Below are 24,938 nucleotides of genomic sequence, written 5' to 3'. Positions count from 1 at the left end.
TGATATGGACCGCAAAGTTAGGGTATTGATGTTACCTGGCAAGTATTTAGATTTGACGGTTTTCTGTTTGTTGCTTGATGAGTTCAACTGTTGGCCCCCAATACAGCTCCAGGTGCTTACGGATCACCTCGTCAGGAAAATTGCGAATGGTAAGCTCAAGCCCGGTCTGTTTATCTTCATGTGTCAAATTAAATTCCAATATACAATAGCTTTCTTCGGTATCGGGTAAATTGGAGAGAGAGCTTAAAAAACTATAGCAGAGTTTGATGCCAGGGTCCAGTTCCAGGATTGTTCCTGAATTGATGAACGGAATCCCATGCAGATCCCCGCCCATGATTATTGTGCTGCCGACTTTCCAATCCGTCTGTATTTCAATAGGGCTATCATACATCCATTCTTGAATAAACTCAGGGACAGTAAGGCTATCCCAAACCGCATACATTGGGGCATTGATAAATACGGTTTTTTGTAGTATATCCATAGTCACAAAAGTACAATATTTCCAGGCTGATGACGGTCTTTACCCTGCAGGAACGTGCAAGTACTCCTATAAATGTTAGCCTAGCGATACTGATGCGCTTTATCAATTATGCTTCTGTATTTTTTATGCATCTCAATGGCTATACTTACTGAACTGCCAACCGTTTTTAGGGGATAATCTTTCCTTTGGTTTACCCAGCTCCATTCCCAGGTACTTACCTCCCTGTTAAATTGTTTGATATCGATTTCTTTTTGATTGTCGATGGCCTGTGATGCATATCTGAAAAAAAGCGCCCATCTCGGTTTGTAAAAATCACTGAACAAACCACTCCATTGTCTGCAGGCATATTCGTTTAGCGGACTTTTTTCATCACCCCATAGCGTAATTAAATCTTTCGCGTTCATTTCGTAAAGTGCTTTTTCAGCTGGATTGTTTCCCCATGTTCTTGCCTGCTCAACCCATGGGCCAAGCAGAAAATCTTTCCGGGTAGCTAATAGTTTGTCCATATCGTCAATAAGCTGAAGAAATTTTTGGCTTTCTACCTTAAAGGTAACCATATCCTTTTTTTTGTAGGCATTTACAAAATTTCGCTGTAGGGGTAAGGCATAATTTGCCATGGCCTGTCGGGTTACATCCACTATATCGTACTGAAAACCATCACTATTACCGCAGGCATGCGCGGCCTTTATGAGTTCATCCCAGGCTGGTAACAGATCCCGTTCGTGATAATTTAAGGTCGTTTTGGCCCAACGGGTCAATGAATCAAGTGTGGGACGTGCCTGAATAATAGATTCTGCGCCATCTCTGATGTATTTATCTTGTGGTACATTATAAACTGTTTTTCTTAAAATTTCCCATGCTTTTTGCGCATTGGGACTGTTTTTTCCGTATCTGTTAAAAACAAAATTAGGTAGCCATGTTTTTAGATCTATCGGTTTCGATTGCCAAACATTGGCCATCATCAACTCGTATAATACCGGGTTTTGTTCAATACCTTCCATTGTGAGTCCAATACCTTTCATCTTGCCACTTTGTGGATCGTTCAAGGCTTGTGCAGGTGCGGTGGCAATTACGTCCATTCGTCCAAAAAGATTGGTATTTCCGCCAAAATTATGCAGCATATTCCAGATCCAGGGCTTTCCGTAAAAACCCGAAGTGCGTTTCCATACCGGTTCTATTTCCGTGGCCAGATCTAACAATATCATCTTGTCGTTGGGTACGGCTTTTAAAAGGGCTTCCGTTTGGGGCTCTTTCCAGAATTTTCTATCACTATAAAATAGCCAGCCTTGCATCACCCAGATAGCCTTAGGGTCTGCCTGCGACATCCCATCATAAATCCTTGCACTTAGTTTGCCTAAAAAATCAGGTGCTGATGATGGTGGTTCATTTTCGTTAAAGGTATCGGCAGAGTAGAGGTGATCGGTACCCAGCAACGCGGTCTGTTTCTGTAAAAACTTTTTCCCGATAGCTGCGAACATAGGATCTTCCGAATCGAGGATATAAGTGTCTGCGAAACCATTGGTCCAGTTGGTAGCCTTCAGTTTCGCATTTGGAAATTTCTTTTTAAAAGCGGCTGGTACATGCCCTGTAAATGCAGGTAGAACCGGTTTCATGCCAAGAGAACGCTGTCTGGCCAAGATTTTCTTTTGCAGTTCGAAGTGACTTTTCATCCAGTCCAATGGCAGGGGACCGCCCCAACCATCTATATTTCCCATCCAGAACCACGAAAAATAAGCTGGCCCGGTAAAGAAATCCTTCAGATCGTTATCACTAAAGCCCATTTCTTTATACAAAAGATACCAGGTATATTCTTCTCCGGTAATAGCTAAGGGCATATTAATGCCATGAAGCGCCATCCAGTCTATTTCTTTTTCCCACCTGGCCCAGTCCCACCAGCTCATGCTGTAATTAAATGTACAGTAGTTAAGGTAATAGCGGTACTCGTAAGGTGTAGATTTCCTTACTTTATTTTTAACCACTGGTAGGCTTTGAGGCAATTTAAGGTTAACGCCGTTCCAGGTAATCTGGCAATGGGCGTATTCCGTTAAATAATAATAAAAAGCCGAAGCAATAGCTACGCCGCTGCTTCCCCTTAAAATGATAGTGTTTTTTTTGCTTTCGATTTCAAAGACATCCATGCCGTTTTCAGAAACGATGCTTTGGGTTAAAAAAAACTGATGCTGTTTGGGCAGAACCCTTTTGATCAGTTCAGCTGATGAAGAAAGATAAGCTTGTGCCCTTGTTTTAGCAGATGCCATTACCAAAAATGCGGCAAGAAAGTATATTTTATATTTCATCTGTTTGTTTATTTTGAAGGACCATGGCTTTTGCTAGCCCGGTATTAAACAAAATTATTAGCGGTTCAATATACAGATAATAAATAATGGAGCAGGTATAGTCTGGCTCCATAAAATATATTTTAACCATTATCTGGTTTAGTTATTATGGTGCCTTTTTTTTGTTTACAAGAATATGAGCTATCGTTACAAAAGCAATTAATGTTGGAAAGTTAAGCCCATAGTTGCTTTTTCTCTTGTGATGATTTATTTAAGCTTATTTCTGTGGATATATCTACAAAAACTTTTGAGCAAAGGTTAAATCACGTTTTTGTCTGCTACATATGTAAATATAGGTTCACTAAATGGAAAACAGCGTGACGCATAATAGCTAAAAGACGATACACATTAGATTTATACCTTAACTATATGCTTATGTGGATAACACAATTGTGTTTAAAATAAAATGGATGTTATCAGTTTAATGCTTTTTTTGATGCATAAAGGCACTTTCTTCAGCACTTAAACAAACTGGGCATAAATTTAAACAATTGTGCTATGCTTAAAATTGTAGTTGTCTTAGCTTCGAATACTCAATACAGGTAACCATTACCTTTCCATTCGAACATGATGCTGAAGTAAGTACGACCTACACTTACCCTGCGAGCGCTTAACGCTGATCTTAATTTCAGTGTGATGCCAAAGGCAGATTGTTCGATTATCAGGAAAGCTAAAATTGGTTTTTATTGTAGGGAGCTAACCAAATAAATATAAACCAAATTGAACAAACGCTCATGAAAGCACCCGGTTAAATCCAAATCGATCTCACACCGATACAGATTGAATTTGTTCAATAGTATCGAATACTAATCCTAACCAAAATAAACCAAATTTTATGACTAAAAACTACTACTACTTCAAAGAGGGATTACTCCGCTCTACGCTAACTAAAACAATTGAAAAATCTGTTTTGGTGATCCTAACTAATTAGGACTGGCATACAATTATCCAAATCTATTTCTCTTTAAATGATTTTAAATAATGGAAAAAATAACCAATATGGGTAATGATGTGCGCTCCAGATATTGGGGAGCAAAGCAGTTATTACTCGTGATGTATTTAACACTGATTATCTCCGCGCTGTTGGTTGATACAGCTGCCGCACAACAACGGCGAAGAATAACCGGGACGGTAGTTGATGAACAAAAGCAGCTATTAATAGGAGCCACTATTACTGTAAAAGGCACTGGTTCTAAAGTGCAAACTGGCACAAATGGAGAATTTGCTATAGAGGTTCCTGCTGATCGGCTGACGCTTACCGTTGCGTATATAGGAATGAAGACTCAGGATGTGAGCATTGCCGGCAAAAATACGGTAAACATAACAATGAAATCCAACTCCGATCAATTGGGTGATGTAGTGATTGTAGGGTACGGCGTGCAAAAGAAACAGAGTGTTGTTGGTGCAATTACACAAACCACTAGCGAAGTATTGGAACGAACAGGTGGTGTATCTAGTTTAGGTGCAGCATTAACTGGAAATTTGCCGGGAGTAATCACTACAGCCAGTACTGGAATGCCAGGAGATGAAGATCCTCAGATTCTTATTCGGGGCCGTAGCACCTGGAACAATGCTAGTCCGCTTATTTTAGTAGATGGCGTTGAACGATCAATAAATAACATCGATATCAGTTCCGTGGCCTCAGTATCTGTACTTAAAGATGCTTCAGCCACTGCGGTATTTGGGGTAAAAGGAGCAAATGGCGTAATCTTGATTACCACCAAAAGGGGGCGCGAAGGGAAGGCAGAAATCAGAGCAGCTGCTAATACAGTTGTTAAATCTGCATCTAAATTGCCTGGTAAGCTCGATTCGTATGATATGTTCCAGGTGCGTAACCGAACAATCGAATACGAATTAGCACTCGCTCCGGGCGCCTGGAGTTCATATCTTCCGGAAGCTGTGATGCGAAAATATCGCTCGCCCGCCAATCTCGAAGAAGCTGAGCGTTATCCAAACGTAGATTGGGTAAATACCTTGTTTAGAGACAATGCAATGTCTTATAATGCCAATCTTAATGTAAGTGGTGGAACATCGTTTGTAAAGTATTTTTCTTCTGTTGATTACCTTGATGAAGGAGATTTGTTTAGAAGGTTTGGTAACGATCGTGGTTATAGCGGTGGCTACAGTTTTAAAAGATTGAACGTAAGGAGCAACCTTGATTTTCAATTAACACCATCAACGGTATTCAGAACAAATATCTCTGGTTCAAGAGGTACATCAGAGCGGCCATGGATTGATGTTAACCCTTACAATACCTGGACAGCTGCTTATTCTGCAGCACCAAATCTCTATCTTCCTGTTTATTCGGATGGTACATGGGGGTACTATAAGCCCAATGAACAACAAAGTTTAAACTCTGTTAGGATTTTGTCTACCAGTGGCCTTCAAACGACCACAACTTCCCGTATCACTACAGACTTTACCTTAGATCAAAGCTTAAATTCTCTTGTTAAAGGATTAAGCTTAAAAGGAACACTTTCTATTGATAATACATTTATCGAAGCTGGTCGTGGGATTGATGACCGGAATAATGGAACACTAAGTAAATACATCGATCCTGAAACAGGAGTGGTAAGTTATTCACAAACCAAAGATGCGGCAACAGAACTGGAATGGAGGGAAAGTGTAAGATGGGCAAGCCGGGCAGGCGACGTTAACGACGGCGCAACTTACCGCAGAATGTTTTCTCAAATGCAGATCAATTATGTTAAGACCATTGCCCAAAAGCATAATTTAACTGCTATGGGACTTTGGAGCAGAGATAACACCGCAACAGGAAGTATCATTCCTTCTTATCGTGAAGACTGGGTTTTCCGTACTACTTATAATTATGCAGGAAAGTACAGTTTCGAATATAATGGGGCTTATAATGGCTCTGAGAAATTTGGCCCGGCTTATCGCTTTGATTTCTTTTCATCTGGTGGACTTGGATGGATGATTTCTGAAGAAAAGTTTATGAAACCGATCAAATTCATCAACTCTTTAAAATTGCGCGGATCTTATGGCGAAATTGGCGATGACGGCGGTTCCCCAAGATTTGCATTTTTAACGAACTGGGCATTTGGCGGAACAACACCGCTCGGTATTACCGGAGAAGCCGCTGAAAATAGTCCTTACAATTGGTATAGGGAAACTGGCGTAGGTAATCCAAACGTTCGTTGGGAGAAAGTGGCAAAGAAAAATATTGCACTCGATTTTGGTATCCTGGGAAACACGATTTCTGGAAGTGTAGATTTCTTTCAGGATGACCGTAGCGATATTCTTACTGGTACTTCCCGGGCTGTACCAAGTTATTATGGCGCTCAACCACCTACATTTAACGTTGGTAAGGTGCGGTCGAGAGGTTATGAAATTGATATCCGGTTCAACAAAAAAATCACCAGCAATTTTACCGCGTGGGCTAATATCAATTATACCCACGCAAAAAACAAGGTGATTGATGCCGACGTGGCCGAGCTATTGCCAGAATATGCGAAACCTATCAATAAACAGATCGGACAGGCTTATTCTTATGTGAGCGCTGGCTATTACAATACTTGGGATCAGCTTTATGGAAGTACCATGCACAATGCCAATGACCAATTGAAAATCCCAGGCAACTATCATCTGGTAGATTTCAATGCTGATGGGATAATTGATGCGAATGATAACATTCCTTATGGTTACGCTGGTTCTCCTGAAAATACCTATAATGCAACAATAGGTTTTGAATGGAAAGGTTTCAGTGCCTTTGCTCAATTTTATGGTGTAAATAATGTTACCCGTCAAGTTGTGCTGGGAACATTTTCCGGAAAAAATACTGTTGCCTATGATGAAGGAAGTTATTGGTCAAAAAACAATACAAACCCTGATGGTCCGATGCCACGTTGGGAAACAACGCCGGCGGGTTTTTACACGGCAGACAGGTACTTTTATGATGCATCTTACCTGCGCTTAAAAAATGCGGAGATTGCTTACACTTTTAGGCAAGATTGGGTTAAAAAAGCAGGAATCTCAAGTATACGTATATTCCTAAATGGAAACAATTTACACGTGTGGACTAAGATGCCGGATGACCGTGAAGCAAATTATCAAAGCGCTGGCGGGCAAGGATGGGCCTCACAGGGTGCTTATCCAACTGTAAAGCGGTATAATCTAGGCGCTAATTTCATCTTCTAAACTTGATCATTATGAAAAAATATATAACACGCCTATTATTAATAGGAATGATTTGGGCGGGAACCGGCATGGTATCTTGTAAAAAATATTTAGACAGAGATCCTGAAGCAACTGTGTCAGCAGAATCTGCCTTCAAAGACTTTCGTAGTTTTCAGGGCTTTACCGAGGAGCTATATAATTGTATTCCAGATTTTACCAACAGGTATTGGACCAACAGTTTCAACTGGGGTGAAGACGAAATTCAGTCTACAGTTCAAAATTTCCACTTCGTTAACAAAATAGATAACGGTGATTTTTGGGGCTGGCAGAGGGAGTTTGACGGGTGGGGAGCTGGATTTTTAGACAATGCCAATGCGAATACAAATAACGATCGTTTTACCAAGGGCCTGTATCCACTTGCCTGGTATGGCATTCGTAAAGCGAATTTAGGCCTCGAGAACCTAAACCTGATGGTAAATGCAACTGACGAAGAACGTAACCTGATCAGGGGTCAACTATTGTTCTTTAGAGGTTGGTTCCATTTCCAGCTCATGCAATATTTTGGAGGGCTGCCATACATTGATAAAGTATTGCCAGCCGATGAAGAATTGAGATTGCCCAGGCTAAAGTATCAGGAATGCGCAGCAAAGGCAGCACTGGATTTAAGAGCCGCCGCTGATCTTTTGCCAATCAATTGGGATAATACAACAGCCGGGATCCAAACACTGGGTAAAAACCAGTTGCGCATCAATAAAATCATGGCATTAGGTTATTTAGGTAAAAATTATCTGTGGGCCGCTAGTCCATTAATGAACCTAGAATCTACCGGTAGCAAAACCTACAATGTAGAACTGAGTAAAAAAGCGGGTGCTGCATTTGCCGAGTTATTAAAACTAACAGAAAGTGGTGCTGCTCCTCATAAGTTATTGCCTTTTGCACAATACAGTACCAATTTTTATACAACTGGCCAAAATTTCTTAATCCCGGGAGGTACTGAAGTAATATTTACAGGACCATACTGGGGAGCTCATGGTTCAACCTATGGCACTGCAAAACAATATACACCAGCAATTGTAGGTGCCGATGCACTGGTATTCGCACCAACCGCAAATTATGTTAATTATTATGGGATGAAAAATGGTTTGCCCATTTCGAATTCTGCCCAGGCCGATCCTACTGGCTCAGGATATGATCCGCAATTCCCCTGGCGTGATCGTGATCCAAGGTTCTATAATGATATTATATATGATGGAGTTAAAGTGGTGCAGGGAACTTTAGCAGCGAATATGGAACCACACCGATATGCAAATCTGTTCACAAACGGAAGTTATAGAGATGAACGTTCAGGTAGCCGTACAGGGTATATGATGTTCAAATTTGTGCCCAGAACTGCCAATAACTTTGATCAGGGCTGGAATTATGGACAGAACCTGAATATTAAGGTTTCATATATGCGTTTGGCCGATATCTACCTGATGTACGCGGAATCGGTTGCAACAGGGTACGACTCCCCAGGTGCAACCGCAGACGGGTTTGGCAAAACTGCCGTAGATGCGATCAACGTGATTCGGGATCGTGCTGGTGTTGGCCGTGTTGCTGCACAGTTCTTAGTATCTACGTCAGAGTTTATGAAAGAAGTAAGACGCGAACGCGCTGTTGAACTTGCCTTTGAAGGACATCGGTTTAACGATCTTCGCCGCTGGCACTTGTTAGCTGAGGTACCCTATACCTTAAAAACAGCAGCAGAATTTGATCGCGCTGCTCCTTTAAACCCTGCAGTCGACACCAAATTAAACAAGGTTGTAAACTATCGCGAGCGATTAATATTACAACGTCCGTTTAGTGAAAAGCATTATTGGTTGCCGCTTAAACGAGCAGATGTAAATATGTATAAGGAGTTTGCGCAAAACCCTGGATGGTAAGGTAGTTCATGATCACAAATAATTAAAGACAAGAATGATGAAATTTTTAAGAAATGCATTGGCGCTGTGTGTCTTTTTTACGCTGTCTGTCGGTGTAATCAAAGGTCAGGACGCCGTTAAGATACCCATAAAAGCTGTTGTTCAGGATATTAATGGAAATCCGATAAAAGGGGCATCCATAACTATTGAAGGTAACGACGTGCTCACCATAGCAAACCAGGCTGGTGAATTCTCTTTATCGGTAGAGGAGAATAGCACATTTATGGTAAATGCTAAAGGTTATAAAACCTTGCCGGTAATCGCATTAGCCAACCTAAAGCAGGTTACCTTAACTAAAGAGGACAGACTAATAAATGTGGGTTTTAAAAACGCCACCGAAAGTAACCTTCCTGCTGGCGTTTCAAGTGTTAACCTGGCACAGCTCTTCGAGAAAAACTTTATAACCTATGGATTGGACGGGATAGAAGCTTTTGCTCCGGGCTTTAATGGCAACAACCTTTGGGGCATGAATACCTCATTAATACTGGTTGATGGAGTTCCGAGGGATGTGAACAGTGTTACACCAAATGAAATTGAGGAGATCACTTTTCTCAAGAGCGCTTCGGCCGTTGCCTTATATGGCAGCCGCGGTGCAAAAGGGGTAATCTTGATCACCACAAAGAGAGGTACACCAACTAAGCAAAAAATAAATGTTCGTTCCAATATCGGGCTAAATACGCCAAAAAGATTCGCTCAATATCTGGGCTCTTCAGAGTACATGACTTTGTATAACGAGGCTTTATCCAATGATGGTCTGGCCGCGGCTTATACGCCGGAAACTATTTATAATCACTCTGGTGTTAATCCTTATCGTTATCCAAGTGTAGATTATTACGCTTCAGAGTACCTCAAAAATAGTTTTTCACGCTATGATGGCGTGGCAGAAATTTCAGGAGGGAATGATCGTGCCCGTTATTACACCAATGTTGGGTTCATATCTACAGGTTCGCTGCTTAATTTCGGCGAAGCCAAAGAAAATAATACATCAGAACGCTTTAATATCCGCGGAAATGTTGATATGCAGCTAACCAAAGCGCTAAAAGCCCGGGTAGACGCAAGTGCTGTGTTTGCCAGCGGCGGCGGAGTAAATACGAATTACTGGGCTAACGCTGCAACCCTGCGTCCCCATTTATTTACACCCTTAATCCCAATTAATTTATTGGAACAGAGCGACGAAGTGAGCAGGGCGATGATTAAAAATGCAACAATTATAGACGGACAATACATTCTTGGTGGTACGCAATTAGATCAAACTAATCCCTTTGCGGCGATTTATGCTGGTGGTAACAATAAATTTGTACAACGCCAATTTCAGTTCACTACTGGTATTGATGCTGATTTGAAAGGAATTTTGAACGGACTTACCTTTAGTACCACTATGGGGGTCGATTACCTGAACAGCTACAATCAGGGTTATCGAAACGGATATGCAACTTACCAGCCCAATTGGACAACCTACTCTGGTACAACCCTAATCGGAAGTTTAACGCGCTGGGGAGAAGATACTAAAACCGGAGTTCAGAACATTGCAGATAGTTATTATAGACAGACCATTTCGTTGTCTGGTCAATTTAACTACAATACTACAATTCGTAATAATCATCATATCTCTGCAGTATTGCTGGCTGCGGCATATCGTCAATCGCAATCTGAAATCTACCAGCCAACCACAAATTCTAATTTAGGCTTGCAGTTAAATTATGATTTCAGCCGTAAGTATTTTGCCGAAATTACCGGAGCTGTGGTACGCTCGCCAAAAATGCCACCGGGAAACAGGATTGCACTTTCTCCTGCAGCTTCTATCGGATGGCACCTTAGCGAAGAGCCATTTTTGAAAAAAGTTTCGTTCATTAACGACTTAACACTAACCGCATCAGCAGGTATTTTAAATACCGATCTTGACTTTGATGAGTATTATGCCTATGAGAGTATCTATACAGGCACAGGGGGTAACTGGTATGGCTGGAATGATGGTACAGGTACACAGTCTACAGATTCGCGCCGTGGATCCAACATGGATTTAACTTTCGCTAAAAGAAAAGAGATCAGCATCGGGATAAAAGGTGGGATGTTCAAAAATCAGTTTAATTTCGGAGCAAATGTTTTTAGAAATAACATTACCGGGATTATCGGTCAGATTAATGTTCTTTATCCAAACTATTTTACTACCGGATTTCCAAGTTCTTCTTTTGTTCCTTACAGTAATTATAATAGTGATCAGCGTACCGGTTTGGATTTTTACTTAAATTTTAACAAACACATTGGTGCTATTGACTGGACTTTTGGAGCGTCAGGAACATATTATACGACCAAAGCAACTAAACGTGCCGATCTGTTAACTTACGAAAATAGCTATCAATACCGCGCCGGCAAACCACTTGATGCGATCTGGGGATTAAAAAGCAATGGTTTTTACATGGATGCCAGCGAAGTGGCAGCGGCCGATGGAATTAATAGTGCAAAACCAGCATTTGGATCATCATTGGCTCCTGGCGATATCAAATATATTGATCAGAATGGTGACAAAATCATTGATGATAAGGATCAGGTATATCTTGGTCGCGGTGGATGGTTCGGTGCTCCGTTTACAGCAGGATTGAACGTAACTGCTAAATGGAAAAATCTTACCCTGTTTGTTTTGGGTACAGGCCGCTTCGGTGCAAGTGCCATGAAAAGCGATAACTATTTTTGGGTTAACGGAAGCGATAAGTATTCTGCTGTGGTGCGCGACAGATGGACGCCTCAAACAAAAAATACGGCAACCTTTCCGCGACTTACCACTTTAAATGGCGATAATAATTTCAGAGCGTCTGATTTCTGGTTGTACAGCACAGACCGGTTTGATTTATCTAAAGTTCAAATCTCCTACACAGTTTCCGATAAATTGTTCAAAAGTAAAGTATTGAAAGAACTGGGGCTATATGTGGCCGGATTTAATCTTTTAACAATAGCGAAGGAAAGAGAAATACTTGAGCTGAACTTAGGAGGTGCCCCACAAACAAGGATGTATAACCTGGGCGTAAAGGCAATGTTTTAATTGAATATTAGATTAGAAAAGATGAACAGAATATTAATACAATTTATAGTTGTCGTTGTGATGCTCTCGGGCTGTAAAAAGTTTACTGACCCTGCTCCACAAAATAATGGAGATTTTGAGAACATCTATACCGAACCGGCACTTGCCCATGGGTTATTGCTAAATGGTTATACAAGGCTCCCATCAAATGGCTGGTCTTTTAACGATGTAGCTACAGATGATGCGGTAAGTAATGATATCAATAATAATTTTAGGAGAATTGCCACCGGGCAATGGTCGGCTCAATTTAATCCATTAGATCAATGGACCAATGCAAGAGCAGGTATACAGTATATCAACTTATTTTTGGCAGAGACAGATAAGGTGCTTTGGGATTCTAAAGATCCGGTGTTGAGCAGGATGTTTAATGACAGGCAAAAAGGTGAAGCATATGCTTTGAGAGCTTACCTAATGTCGTATATGCTACAGGCACATGCCGGAAAAGTAGGGGGTAATTTATATGGTTTCCCTATTGTACTCGAACCCGAAACACCAGCTTCAAACTTTAACCAGCCAAGGGCCACATTTGATGCCTGTATTAAACAGATTTATGGTGATTTGGATAAGGCAGAACAATTGCTTCCTTTAGATTATGCTGATATCAATAGCACCAGCCAGATCCCGACAAAATATGCCGGAGTTAATGTAGAGACCTATAACCGGGTTTTCGGTAAGTTTTTTAATCAACGCATGACAGGCCGTATTTCTAAAGCCATTCGTGCCAGAGTAGCACTAATGGGCGCAAGTCCGGCTTTCAGCACAGGTAATTCTACCACATGGGCCGATGCCGCCAGCTATGCAGCACAGGTACTTTCACTTAATAACTGGTTAGCTAATTTAGATCCTAATGGTGTTACCTGGTACGATAACAAAGCAGAAATTGATGCATTAGCTTCTGGTGCTAGTCCCAGAGAAGTGCTTTGGCGTACAAATGTTGGATCAAATAGTGATTTGGAAGCGGCCAATTACCCACCAACCTTATCTGGTCAGGGCCGTATAAACCCAACTCAAAATCTGGTTAATGCTTTTCCGATGCAAAACGGTTATCCAATTGCCAATACACCGCAGAGCGGATATAATCCTGTGGCTCCATTTACTGGCAGGGATCCACGTTTAGCAAAATTTATAGTGTACAATGGAAATACCATCGGGCCAACAAACAAGGCAATCAATACCACAACAGATGTAGCAACGAATGATGATGGGCTGAATAGAAAAGAAGTTTCTACAAGAACTGGTTACTACATGAAAAAATTGTTAAGGCAGGATGTTAGTCGTACACCAACCGTAAATAATCAGAAACACTATAGGCCACATATCCGCTATACAGAAATGTTCCTGATCTATGCAGAGGCAGCAAATGAGGCATGGGGCCCTACATCAAATGGCGGCAATCCCTATTCGGCTTATGATATCATTAAAGCTATTCGTGCCAGGGCCGGCGTTGGAACTACAAACGGCGATGCTTACCTCGAATCGATCAAAACAGATAAAGATGCCATGCGAACATTGATCAGGAATGAGCGTAGGTTAGAATTGGCTTTTGAAGGATTCCGCTTCTGGGATCTTCGTAGATGGAATGCAGCATTAACCGAACCGGTGAAAGGGGTGAGTATCTCGCAAGGCACCTATCAGGAAATCAATGTAGAAGCTAGAAGCTATCAGGAGTATATGAGATTTGGACCAATTCCTTACAGCGAAACGCTCAAGTATAATGCTTTGCAACAAAACACGGGATGGTAATATTCATTCACTATAACAAATAACATCATGAAAAATAAAGTATATATTTTACTTGCGCTCGTCTTAACACTTGGCGCTTGCAAAAACGAAGAATGGGCATTTCCGGATAATGATACCCAAACCGTTTATTTTGCCTACCAGGGGCCGATCCGGACCCTTACCATGGGCGAAGATATTTTTGATACTTCACTTGATAACCAACATAAACTTCAGATTATGGGTACGGTTGGTGGAGTTTACTCAAATAAGGAAGATATTACCATTGGCATCAGTGTGGATAACGCGCTAACTCAGGGATTATCTTTTCCATCGCCCTACAGCGGTATCGTAAGGCCCATGCCGGCTAATTATTATACACTTGCAGTTAACAAAATTGTCATCCCGAAAGGTAGTTTAATAGGCGGAGTAGATGTACAGCTCACCGATGCTTTTTTCGCAGACCCACTGGCTATCAATACCACTTATGTGATCCCTTTAACGATGACCAGTGTTGATCAGAACAAAAAGATCTTGCCCGAAAAAAAATACACCTTGTACGCCGTAAAGTATATCAATACATGGCAGGGTTTTTATCTCCGCAGAGGAAAGGATGTGATTGCCGGCAAAGGCGGTAACACCGCGCTTAATCAAACTGTAGTTCGCCATATGAAGTATGTGGAGAATGATGAAATCAACAAGTTGAACACACGTTCACTAACCCAGGCCGAGTTTCCTGTCACATTTAAAGTAACAGGCGGAACCAGTATCAGCCGAACCTTATTGTTAACTTTTGATAACACGGGCAACTGTACAATTGCAGCTGGTGATGCCAGCTTTACAGCGAGTGGCACCGGAAAATTTGTTAAACGGGGAGAGAAAAACAGCTGGGGCAGCCAGGATCGCGATGCCCTTTATCTGAATTATCAGATCGATCTGAATGATAGAACGGTGAATAGCGTAGATACCCTGGTAATGCGCGACCGCGGTGTGAAAGCCGAAACATTTACGCCGGTCAAATAATTAATATTTAATCTAACAATCGAGAAAATGAAACGATTATACAAAATAGCATTTGGTCTTTCCTGGGCAATGTTGCTTGCTTCCTGCCACAAATATGAGGCACTCGAATTTCAAGTGGCCAAGCCAGCAAGCTTCGCGGCCCAAGAGCAGATCGATGCCTATCAGCCATTAAAAACCTATATTGATAGAACAGCAAATCCTAAATTTAAATTTGGTGCGGGAACCAGCCTGCAATCCTATCTCTCCAAAGGTATAATTTATAGATTGACCAATAGTAATTTTGATGAAATTACGCTGGGTTATGAGATGAAACATGGTGCCGTTGTACAGGCTGATGGAAGCCTGGCCCTAACCAATGTGAAAAACCTGTTAGAAACAGCGTCTAAAGCCGGTATTACAGTTTTTGGGCATACACTGGCCTGGCATGCCAATCAAAATGCAACATATTTAAAAGGACTGATTGCCCCGGTGGTTACTCCTTCAAGCAGTGGCCCTACCTGGGACCTGGTCATTGGTGCCGATTTTGAAACTGACAACGCCTCAGTTTATCAATCCAATACCAATGCCGTTGCCTCTTTTACTGCAGCTGGCGAAGGCTTTAATGGTACAGGACGGGCTTTGAAAATTAGCAACTCGGCGGTACGAACCAACGATTATGATGCGCAATTATTTCTTAAGTTTCCGGCGGTAGCAGTAGGAGAGAAATATGAGCTTAAAATGAATGTACGTTCTGATGTAGCGGCATCTTACCCTACGCAGGCCCATACTACACCTGGCGCGTACAAATTTTATGATTTTTTTGGCGCAATTTCTTCAACACCAACCTGGACAACCTATACCAAAGAAATTACCGTTACTGCAGACATTGCGACAAGTGGTGCTTTGGCTTTTAATCTAGGTAAAACAGCAACAAATTTTTATTTCGATAATATCACGCTTAAAAAATACAATCCGCTTGGTGGCACTACAATCGTAGAAAAAACTGCCGAGCAGAAAAAGACCATTTTAACCGCTGCATTAGATACCTGGATTAAAGGTATAGTTACCGCTTCAAAAGATTATGTTAAAGCTTGGGATGTGGTAAACGAGCCAATGGATGATGCAAAGCCAGCTGAACTTAAAACTGCTGCGGGCAGAACATCCATTGCGGCTGACGAATTCTTTTGGCAAGATTACCTGGGGAAGGATTATGCGTTAAAGGCATTTCAATTGGCCAGGCAGTATGGTAATACGACTGATATCCATTTTATCAATGATTATAACCTGGAATATAGCATCGATAAATGCAAAGGATTAATTGATTACGTAAAGTATTTGGAAGGCAAAGGCGCAAAAATAGATGGTATTGGTACGCAAATGCACATTGTGGCAACTTCTGATAAAGCCAAGATTGAAGAAATGTTTAAATTATTGGCCGCAACTGGTAAACTTATCAAAATATCAGAGTTGGATATGGGGTTTACAGGGAATGTAAAAACTGCACAGGCAACACCTGAGCAATATGCAGCTCAATCTGAGATGTACAAATATGTAATCAAGAAATATTTTGAGCTTATTCCGGCAGCTCAGCGATATGGAATTACCATATGGGCGCCTCAGGATAGTCCAGCTACTTCAAGTTGGAGAGCAGGGGAGCCAATTGGCTTGTGGACAGAAGGTTTTGTGCGAAAACCAGCCTATGTTGGCACAGCCGAAGGCTTGAAGAATAAATAAATTTAATACACGCTTAAAGCCAGGAACATCGTTAACCGTTTTCCTGGCTTTTTTTATTGGAAATTACCAGTAAAGATGACGCAGATCTAATTGCTGTTTCTGCTACCTCTTCCGTCCTCAAAATTTATCATTTCATTTTCCAGGATGCCTTTAACAAGCCTGATTATAACAAATTTAATATAGTTATGCAATCGATTGTTTTTTTGAAAAATAAATGATATATTCGGGTAGAAATTACTCAGGTATGGGCTTTACATGAGCATAATTTTTCTAAAAAGAATAACCAAATATTAGCACTTTAAACTATGTATTTCTGTGATGAAACTGGGGCAAGAATTGTAAGCGTCTACATTTCCCCAAAAATTATCCATTGCCATATTTTCCAGACTTTATAAGCATGACCGTAAAATCATATCTTCCGCTTTGCGCTTTGCTCGTTACAGTTTTGTTCACTAGCCTAAAAACAAAAGCTGAGGTAAAACTTCCACAGTTAATCAGTAATCGAATGGTGCTACAACGAAATACAGATTTAAAGATCTGGGGTTGGGCCAATGCAAATGAGAAAGTTAAACTTTCTTTTAATGATAGAAAATTTGAGACAATTACCGGCAGCGATGGGAAGTGGTTGATTACACTTCCCAAAATGAAAACCGGAGGCCCATATACCATGACAATTGAAGGGCAGAATTTGATTACATTAACCGATATATTAATTGGAGACGTATATTTTTGTGCCGGCCAATCTAACATGGTGTTAGCAATGGAAAGGCTGAAGGAAAATTATCCAAACGAAGTTAAGGATGATAATTTTCCTCAAATCAGGAATTTCTTTGTACCCACAAAAGCTGATGTATCCAAAGAATCACTGGATCTACCAAAAGGGGAGTGGAAGTTAGCATCAGGTAAAGAATTGCTTGAGTTTGGAGGAGTTACTTATTTCTTCGCAAAAAAACTCTATCAAAAATATAAAATTCCCATTGGGATCATTAATTCCAGCGTGGGTGGAACACCAATAGAGGCCTGGATGAGTATGGATGCGTTTAAGGATTTTCCTGCAGCTGAAGCCCAGATCAAAAACTTTCGGGATACCGCCTATATGAACAGCCTAAAAAAACAGGTGCTGCCCATGCCAGGTAAAACCTTGCAATCATCCTATGTGCCAAAAACATGGCATAAGTTCTGGATGCCAGGCTATTGGGCAGACCAGGGCGTGAGAAACCTGAATGGCATCCTGTACTTTAAAAAGGAAATTGATGTTCCTGCAGGGATGACAGGCGTGCAGGCAAAACTTTTTATGGGGCGTATTATCGATGCTGATTCCACTTTCGTAAATGGCATTTTTGTTGGCAACATCCCTTATCAGTATCCGCCAAGAAGATACAATGTGCCAGCCAACCTGTTGAAACCTGGAAAAAACACCATTTTAGTAAAGGTTACAAATACAATGGGCAAAGGTGGCTTTGTGCCAGACAAAAATTATTCGCTACAGGCCAACGGACAGATAATCGACTTAAGGGGCGAATGGGATTACCAGGTGAACCAGGTGTTTCCTAAACCAAGCTATTCCCCGTCTGGGCAACAAATTATTCAGCCAATTGTGGCACAAAATTCTCCTACGGGACTTTACAATACCATGGTTGCACCCGCAATAAACTATGGTATAAGTGGCTTTTTATGGTACCAGGGAGAAACAAATGCGGGCAAGCCAAAAGAATACGCTAAACTGCTACCTGCATTAATTAACGATTGGAGGAATAAATGGGACTTAGGCAATATTCCATTTTTATTTGCACAACTACCCAACTATATGGATGTTGATTATGTTCCGGTTGAGAGCGACTGGGCGCAACTTCGGCAAAGCCAGCTCCAAACCTTAAAAGTGCCAAATACAGGAATGTCTGTTGGGCTCGGTGCCGGCGAATGGAATGATATTCATCCCCTGAACAAAAAAACAATTGGCGAACGTTTGGCTTTATGGGCTGAAAAACTAGTTTACGGTGAAAAAAACATGGTTTGCTCAGGTCCGATCTACAGATCAGCAACGGTTCAAGGCAGTAAGGTGATTTTGAATTTTGATCATGTGGGAAGTGGACTAATTGCAAAAGGTGAACCCGAACTTTATCATTTTGCCATTGCAGGTGCCGATAAAAAATATATTTGGGCCAGGGCTAAAATTGAAGGTAACACCATAACGGTTTGGAATGATAGTATTTCCAGCCCTGTTACTGTTCGATATGCCTGGGCGGATAATCCCGACGGTGCAAATTTGTATAACGCGGAGGGCTTGCCGGCATCCCCGTTCGAGGCTGAAATAAAATAGTTTAAATTAGGGGTGTTAACTATATTTACGCACAAAGCAAATATAAATCCACAGTGTACCAAGGTAAGCTAAGCGTGCCCTGCACTAGTACAATCACAATCCAGATCGCTAAAGCGTGAATCTATTGTTATGATGTTAAAACGAGTATCAGGTATAAGCGCAATGTCACTTCTAGTGATATTGTTATTGATGTACACTATTGTAAAGGGGCAAAGTAACCCCAATTTCATTACCCTTAATACTAAAAATGGCCTTTCTTCAAATACTGTAAATACCATCCTGCAGGATCATAATGGTCTTGTATGGTTTGGCACCAGCGATGGGCTGAATAAGTTCGATGGTACCAATTTTACCGTTTATACCACTAAAAGTGGCGATAGTACGAGTATTCCGTCTAACAATATCTCAGCACTTTTAGAAGACCGGAAGGGAAGACTTTGGGTGGGTACAAACGGCGGGGGCTTAGCTTACTATGATGCAAAGAAAAATACATTTAAATCATTTATAGGTGAAGGTATCCCAAACCGTAACGTCCCGTTTAATGTATTAACACTTTACGAAGATAGAACAGGAAATATCTGGGTAGGCACTTTTGGCGGCTACCGGGTGATCAATACCAAAACGTTTAAGGTAAAAAATGTAGGTATCGGTGCATTGGTGGGCAACGGTTCCAGTGTGCTTTCTTTTCTTCAGGGTAGTGGCAATAAGATATGGATCGGTACCAATTTAGGGCTTTTGGCCCTTAATTTAACCAGCGGTGTCACCGAGAAATTTATCCATCACCCCAATGACCCATCAGGCCTTACTAATAATTTCATTAAAACTATTGTGAAGGATGAAAAGGGGCGGATATTTTTTGGTACCTACAATGGCCTCAATATGTTGTTGGATGATGAAAAGCATTTCAAATCCTTTTTGCAATCGGGTGATAAGTTGTTTTCAAACGACATTATTTATTCTGCCAGATTGGAAAAAGGAGGCAAATTGTGGTTAGGAACCGAAGATGGGGTAACTATTTTCGATACCGCCACCGAAGTTTTCTCAAACATTCGTCCCAACAAACGTGAAACCTTTGGCCTTAGCAATAAGTCGGTTAGAAGCATTTGTATGGCTAATAATGGCATTATTTGGCTAGGTACCTACCAGGGCGGCGTTAATAAGTTCGATCCAAATTTAGCACTATTTAACCTAAAGCGTAGCAGCCCATTTGATCCAAAAGGACTTTCATCGCCCATTGTCACTTCTTTTGCCGAATTCTCAAAACAAAAGATCTTTGTGGGCACGGATGGCGGAGGACTACATTTTTTCGATCGGGACAAAGGTGTGTTCGAGCATGTCGACATGAAAAGCAAAATTGATTTTTCCCGAAATCCATTGTCCATCCTTACGCTAATGCTCGATTCCAGGGGCACGCTTTGGGTGGGAACCTACCAGCATGGCTTGTTTGCCTATAATCCCAAAACCAAAACTTACAAACAATTCCTGGCCGGACCATCGGCAACTGACCTTAGCCAAAACGAAATTTTCGCTATCAAAGAAGATAGCAAGGGTTTGATATGGATTGGTACAAACGGAACTGGAGTGAGTGTATTTGATTATAAGACGAATTCATTTACCCGGTACGGCACTCAATCCTCGCCACCTATGGTGCTCCCTAGCAATGGTTTTATACGTTCAATTGTTGAAGATCCTTATGGAAATATGTGGATATCATCCAGCGGAACGGGAATAGCCGTATTTCAACGTAACAACGGGAAATTTAAAGTATACCGAAAAGCAAATAGTGGGCTTTCTAATGATGTGGTATTGAGTTTGTTATGTGATAGTAGAGGGAATATATGGGCCGGAACTGACGGCGCCGGGCTCGATCTTTTCAATCGCCGTACCGGAAAATTTACCAATTTTAACGAAACAAACGGATTGCCTAATGCTATTGTTTACAGAATATTAGAGGGCAGAGATGGACTGATTTGGTTCAGTACCGATAATGGCATCAGTTGTCTTGATCCAGAAACAAAAAAAATAAAAAACTTCGGACGTCCCAATGGAGTGCAGGACAGTCCTTTTATATTGGGTTCGGGAATCAGCACTTCAGATGGAGAGCTTTATTTTGGCGGGCAAGACGGTTTCAATTATTTTAATCCGCTTGAATTGCCCTCCAATAATGTGGTTCCAAATGTGTTGCTTACCGAATTAAAGGTCGCCAATACTGTTGTACTTCCTGGTGAAAAATCACCTATTCAAGAGCAAATTGGCTTCGCAAAAAAGATTAAGCTAAGCTATGGGCAAAATTTCTCAATTAGTTATGTAGCGCTAAATTACACAGCGCCGCAACAAAACCACTATTCCTATCGCCTTGTTGGTTTGGATGATGGTTGGAATGAAGTTGGTAAGGAGAAAACAGCGTATTATACAAATTTGGATCCTGGAGACTACATTTTTCAGGTAAGGGCAAGTAACAACGACGGCGTTTGGAGTGATAAAATCACTTCAATTTCTGTTCATATACAACCACCCTTCTGGAGAACGATTTATGCTTATGTTTTTTATGCACTCTTAATCGGTACAATCCTGTTTGCCATTAGGCGTCGGGGAATTCAGCGCATCAAACAGCAACTTGCTATTGAACAAGCCCAGATCAATGCTGAACAAAGGATCCTGCAGCAGCGAAGGGATGCCGAACGTGCCCATGCGTTAGATATACAAAAGATCAAATTCCTCACCAATTTAAGCCATGAGTTTAGAACACCGATTTCATTGATTTTGGCACCCGTTGATAAGTTGCTTGCTGTTAAACAGGAATCTTCTGTAGCCGGTCAGGTAAAGATGATCCGTAGAAACGCGCGAAGATTGTTAAATCTGGTAAATCAACTGCTCGATTTTAGAAAAATGGAAGAACAGGAACTGAAGTTGAACCTGAACGAGGCCGACCTTATTACTTTTATCAGCGAAGCTGCAGAAGCATTCCAGGATCTTTCCGAGCGCAAGAAAATTTCACTTCGTATTAACAGCGATATTAAAAATCTGAAAACGCATTTTGATCAGGATAAAATGGAAAGGATTATATTTAATCTGCTTTCTAATGCATTTAAATTTACAAAAGAAGGTGGAGAAGTATCTCTTAACATGTTCTTAAGAGCCGCTACCGATCAGTCTAAGCCTGTATTTTGTATCGAGGTTTCCGATACCGGGATAGGTATTGCACATCAAAGTAAAGATAGGGTGTTCGATCGTTTTTTTATGGATAACAATGTAAGTTCTATCTTAAATCAAGGCAGTGGAATCGGATTGTCGATTGTAAAGGAGTTTGTAGAACTGCACGGTGGACAGATTACTGTAGAAAGTGAACTTGGAAAAGGAACTGCGTTTTTGGTTTCGATGCCAGTTGAGATAATGGATGAAGAAAATGATAGAGAGATTGATGATACAGCCTATGGTTTTACGAACGAAGGACTGGATGAATCCGTTACGGGGTCAGTAACTACCGAGGTCAAGATGGCCACTATCCTTTTGGTTGAAGATAATGAGGAATTTAGATTTTACCTAAAAGATAGTTTACAGCCTTTTTATCATATTATAGAGGCATCAAATGGTAAAGAAGGTTGGCAGAAAACGCTTTCCGGACACCCGCAATTAGTTGTTACCGACATCAGCATGCCGGAAATGAATGGTATTGAGCTAAGCCAGAAAATAAAGGCAGACAAAAGAACAAGTCATATCCCGGTTATCCTGTTGACTGCAATCAGTGGAGAAGAGGACCAGGTTAAAGGCCTGAAATCAGGTGCGAACGACTACCTCACCAAGCCTTTTAATTTTGACATTCTCCATGCAAAAATCGACAACTTATTGTTGTTTAATCGCTCGGTGAAAAATGCGTATTCTAAACAGGTGCAGGTACAGGCTAAAGAAATCGAAATTGAGTCTAGCGAAGTTAAGTTGTTGAATAAAATTGTCCAGTACATTGATGAAAAACTTAACAATCCAGAACTCTCAGTGGAGGAACTAAGCAGGCATGTGGGCATGAGCCGGGGTTCTCTCTACCACAAACTACTCGAAATCACCGGTCTGACACCAATCGAATACATTAGATCCGTAAAACTGGAAAGGGCAGTAGAATTATTGGAGAAAAGTGATTACAACGTTGCACAAATCGCATACATGACAGGTTTTGGTACACCAAGCTATTTTTCTAAGCTTTTTAAAGCGCAGTTTAATATGCTTCCCTCCGAATATATCAATGTAAAACGAAAAGATAAACGCGTGAAGCTTTAAAATCCTTCTCAGTGTAATTTTCTTATTTAAAAACGAACATCAGGAGCTTTCTTTTGAACAAATGGCTCATGACAGTAAGGCCATAGATGTTAGTTTTGAGCATAACCAATGTGCACTTTATGAAAAAACTTCTTCTATTGATGGCCCTTCTTTATACTGGCTATTCGTACGGACAAATTACATTTACAAACCCGATTATGGCAGGGTTTTATCCTGATCCCAGTGTAACCAGGGTAGGAAGCGACTATTACCTTGTTAATTCAACTTTCGCCTACTTTCCAGGGGTTCCGGTGTTCCATAGCAAGGATTTAAAAAACTGGAGGCAGATCGGTAATGTGATCGATCGCCCATCACAAATGACTTTTTTCGGTGATCGTACCTCGAGAGGGCTTTTCGCACCATCAATCAATTATTATAAAGGGACATTTTATATGACCTGTACCAATATCGATAAGCGCGGAAATTTTGTAATGACGTCAAAAAAACCTGAAGGACCATGGAGTGATCCGGTTTGGCTCCCGCAAGTGAGAGGGATTGACCCGTCACTGTTTTTTGATCAGGACAAAGCCTACATCGTTTATAACAGTGATGCGCCAGATAATAAACCCCTATATCCGGGGCACCGAACCATTCGTACTTTTCAGTTTGATCCAGTGGGTCTAAAAGTAGTTGGTGAAGAGGTTCAGTTGGTAAATGGTGGGGTAGACATCAGCAAAAAACCGGTATGGATTGAAGGACCGCATATTTTTAAACGTGGAGATTGGTATTACCTCTGTGCTGCCGAAGGAGGTACTTCCGTTAATCACTCACAGGTGATTTTAAGAAGTAAGCAAGCCACGGGACCTTATGTTCCTTATGAGAAAAACCCGATATTGACACAACGCGATTTAGATCCAAACCGTAAAGATCCGGTTACCTCTACCGGTCATGCTGAATTGGTTGACGGTCCAGATGGTAAAACTTACGCCATTTTCCTGGCTGTAAGACCTTATGAAGGCAATCATTATAATACTGGCAGAGAAACATTTATCGCTCCGGTTAAATGGGTAGATGGCTGGCCAATCATCAATCCAGACCAAAAAGAAGTTCAATATAGTTATACTGCTGATTTTAAGGAAGTAAAACAGATTGCCCCGCCACAAAGTGGAAATTTTGCCTACAGAACTACGTTCGATAAAAAACTCGATCAATCGTTATTGTTTCTAAGAACCAATGATACCAGCTGGTATAGGTTAGATAAAAAAAATGGCTTAACAATGAGGTTACTGCCAGAAACGTGCATGGGGCTAGGAAATCCGGCATTTATCGGTAAAAGACAGCAGCATTTAACTGGTAGCGCTTCAACTGAGATGACCTTTACGGCATCGCAGCCAAATGAAAAAGCTGGGATGCTCATTTTTCAAGGTGAATATAATTTTTACTACATCTGCAAATCAATAAAAGATGGCAAGCAGGTGGTTCAGCTTTACAAAGGAAACCGAACCACTAAGGGTATGGACTTGATTGTTGAAACTCCGGTAAAAGTTAAAACCCTGCAGTTTAAAATAGAAGCTAATCGCGGACTTTATAATTTTCTATACGCTGAAAGCCCTGGCAAATGGAAAATATTAAAAGATAATGTGGACGGAAAGTTTTTGAGTACTGAAACCGCAGGAGGTTTTGTCGGCTCACTTTACGCGCTTTATAGTACTTCATCTGGAGAAAATACTAAAAGTACAGCTTCTTTTAAATGGTTGGATTATAGCGGCAATGACCCCATTTACAAGCAAAAATAAATAATACAGGTTTCTGTTGGTCTTATTGCCAGAAACCTATTGAAAAATAGTTAATATTACCTAGGCTGTCTGCAAAAAGTTCTTCCAGGTTGATTAGTTAAAAAAATAACCTCGCAGGTGCTACA

General features: G+C 41.1%; 11 protein-coding genes. 9 read left to right on the top strand and 2 right to left on the bottom strand.

The window, feature by feature from the left end; all coding sequences use genetic code 11:
• Positions 1 to 46: 46 nt before the first annotated feature.
• Together ASU31_RS15430 and ASU31_RS15425 are read right to left on the bottom strand one after the other, a co-directional pair.
• Positions 47 to 481 (bottom strand): SRPBCC family protein, encoded by a 435-nt coding sequence (locus tag ASU31_RS15430; RefSeq protein ID WP_057933180.1) that lies wholly within the window; start codon positions 479 to 481, stop codon positions 47 to 49.
• Between the two features lie 80 nt (positions 482 to 561).
• Positions 562 to 2,778, bottom strand: a complete 2,217-nt coding sequence (locus tag ASU31_RS15425) for an alpha-N-acetylglucosaminidase (protein ID WP_057933179.1) — start codon at positions 2,776 to 2,778, stop codon at positions 562 to 564.
• 1,020 nt (positions 2,779 to 3,798) lie between these two features.
• Here ASU31_RS15425 and ASU31_RS15420 point away from each other — a divergent pair.
• From ASU31_RS15420 to ASU31_RS15380, 9 genes are all read left to right on the top strand, one after another.
• On the top strand, positions 3,799 to 6,975 hold the full coding sequence (locus ASU31_RS15420; RefSeq protein WP_245224550.1) for a SusC/RagA family TonB-linked outer membrane protein: 3,177 nt from the start codon (positions 3,799 to 3,801) through the stop codon (positions 6,973 to 6,975).
• 11 nt (positions 6,976 to 6,986) lie between these two features.
• Positions 6,987 to 8,876: a RagB/SusD family nutrient uptake outer membrane protein gene (locus ASU31_RS15415; protein ID WP_057933178.1), complete on the top strand. Its 1,890-nt coding sequence runs from the start codon at positions 6,987 to 6,989 to the stop codon at positions 8,874 to 8,876.
• A 34-nt stretch (positions 8,877 to 8,910) separates the two neighbouring features.
• Positions 8,911 to 11,952 (top strand): SusC/RagA family TonB-linked outer membrane protein, encoded by a 3,042-nt coding sequence (locus ASU31_RS15410; protein ID WP_057933177.1) that lies wholly within the window; start codon positions 8,911 to 8,913, stop codon positions 11,950 to 11,952.
• Between the two features lie 21 nt (positions 11,953 to 11,973).
• Positions 11,974 to 13,734, top strand: coding sequence for a RagB/SusD family nutrient uptake outer membrane protein (locus tag ASU31_RS15405; RefSeq protein WP_057933176.1), 1,761 nt, complete (start codon positions 11,974 to 11,976; stop codon positions 13,732 to 13,734).
• Between the two features lie 27 nt (positions 13,735 to 13,761).
• The gene (locus ASU31_RS15400) at positions 13,762 to 14,733 is read left to right on the top strand and encodes a DUF5627 domain-containing protein (RefSeq protein WP_057933175.1); all 972 of its coding nucleotides are present in this window, start codon (positions 13,762 to 13,764) and stop codon (positions 14,731 to 14,733) included.
• A gap of 27 nt (positions 14,734 to 14,760) precedes the next feature.
• On the top strand, positions 14,761 to 16,446 hold the full coding sequence (locus tag ASU31_RS15395; protein ID WP_057933174.1) for an endo-1,4-beta-xylanase: 1,686 nt from the start codon (positions 14,761 to 14,763) through the stop codon (positions 16,444 to 16,446).
• 397 nt (positions 16,447 to 16,843) lie between these two features.
• The gene (locus tag ASU31_RS15390) at positions 16,844 to 18,766 is read left to right on the top strand and encodes a sialate O-acetylesterase (protein WP_057933173.1); all 1,923 of its coding nucleotides are present in this window, start codon (positions 16,844 to 16,846) and stop codon (positions 18,764 to 18,766) included.
• A 129-nt stretch (positions 18,767 to 18,895) separates the two neighbouring features.
• Entirely contained in the window at positions 18,896 to 23,038 is a 4,143-nt protein-coding gene (locus tag ASU31_RS15385) for a hybrid sensor histidine kinase/response regulator transcription factor (protein ID WP_083505385.1), read from the top strand.
• A gap of 119 nt (positions 23,039 to 23,157) precedes the next feature.
• Entirely contained in the window at positions 23,158 to 24,813 is a 1,656-nt protein-coding gene (locus tag ASU31_RS15380) for a glycoside hydrolase family 43 protein (RefSeq protein ID WP_057933171.1), read from the top strand.
• Positions 24,814 to 24,938 lie beyond the last annotated feature (125 nt).

The sequence above is a fragment of the Pedobacter ginsenosidimutans genome (genome assembly GCF_001442625.1).
In the GTDB taxonomy this organism is placed as follows: Bacteria; Bacteroidota; Bacteroidia; order Sphingobacteriales; family Sphingobacteriaceae; genus Pedobacter; species Pedobacter ginsenosidimutans.
This window is presented reverse-complemented; position numbering and strand designations above follow the sequence as displayed.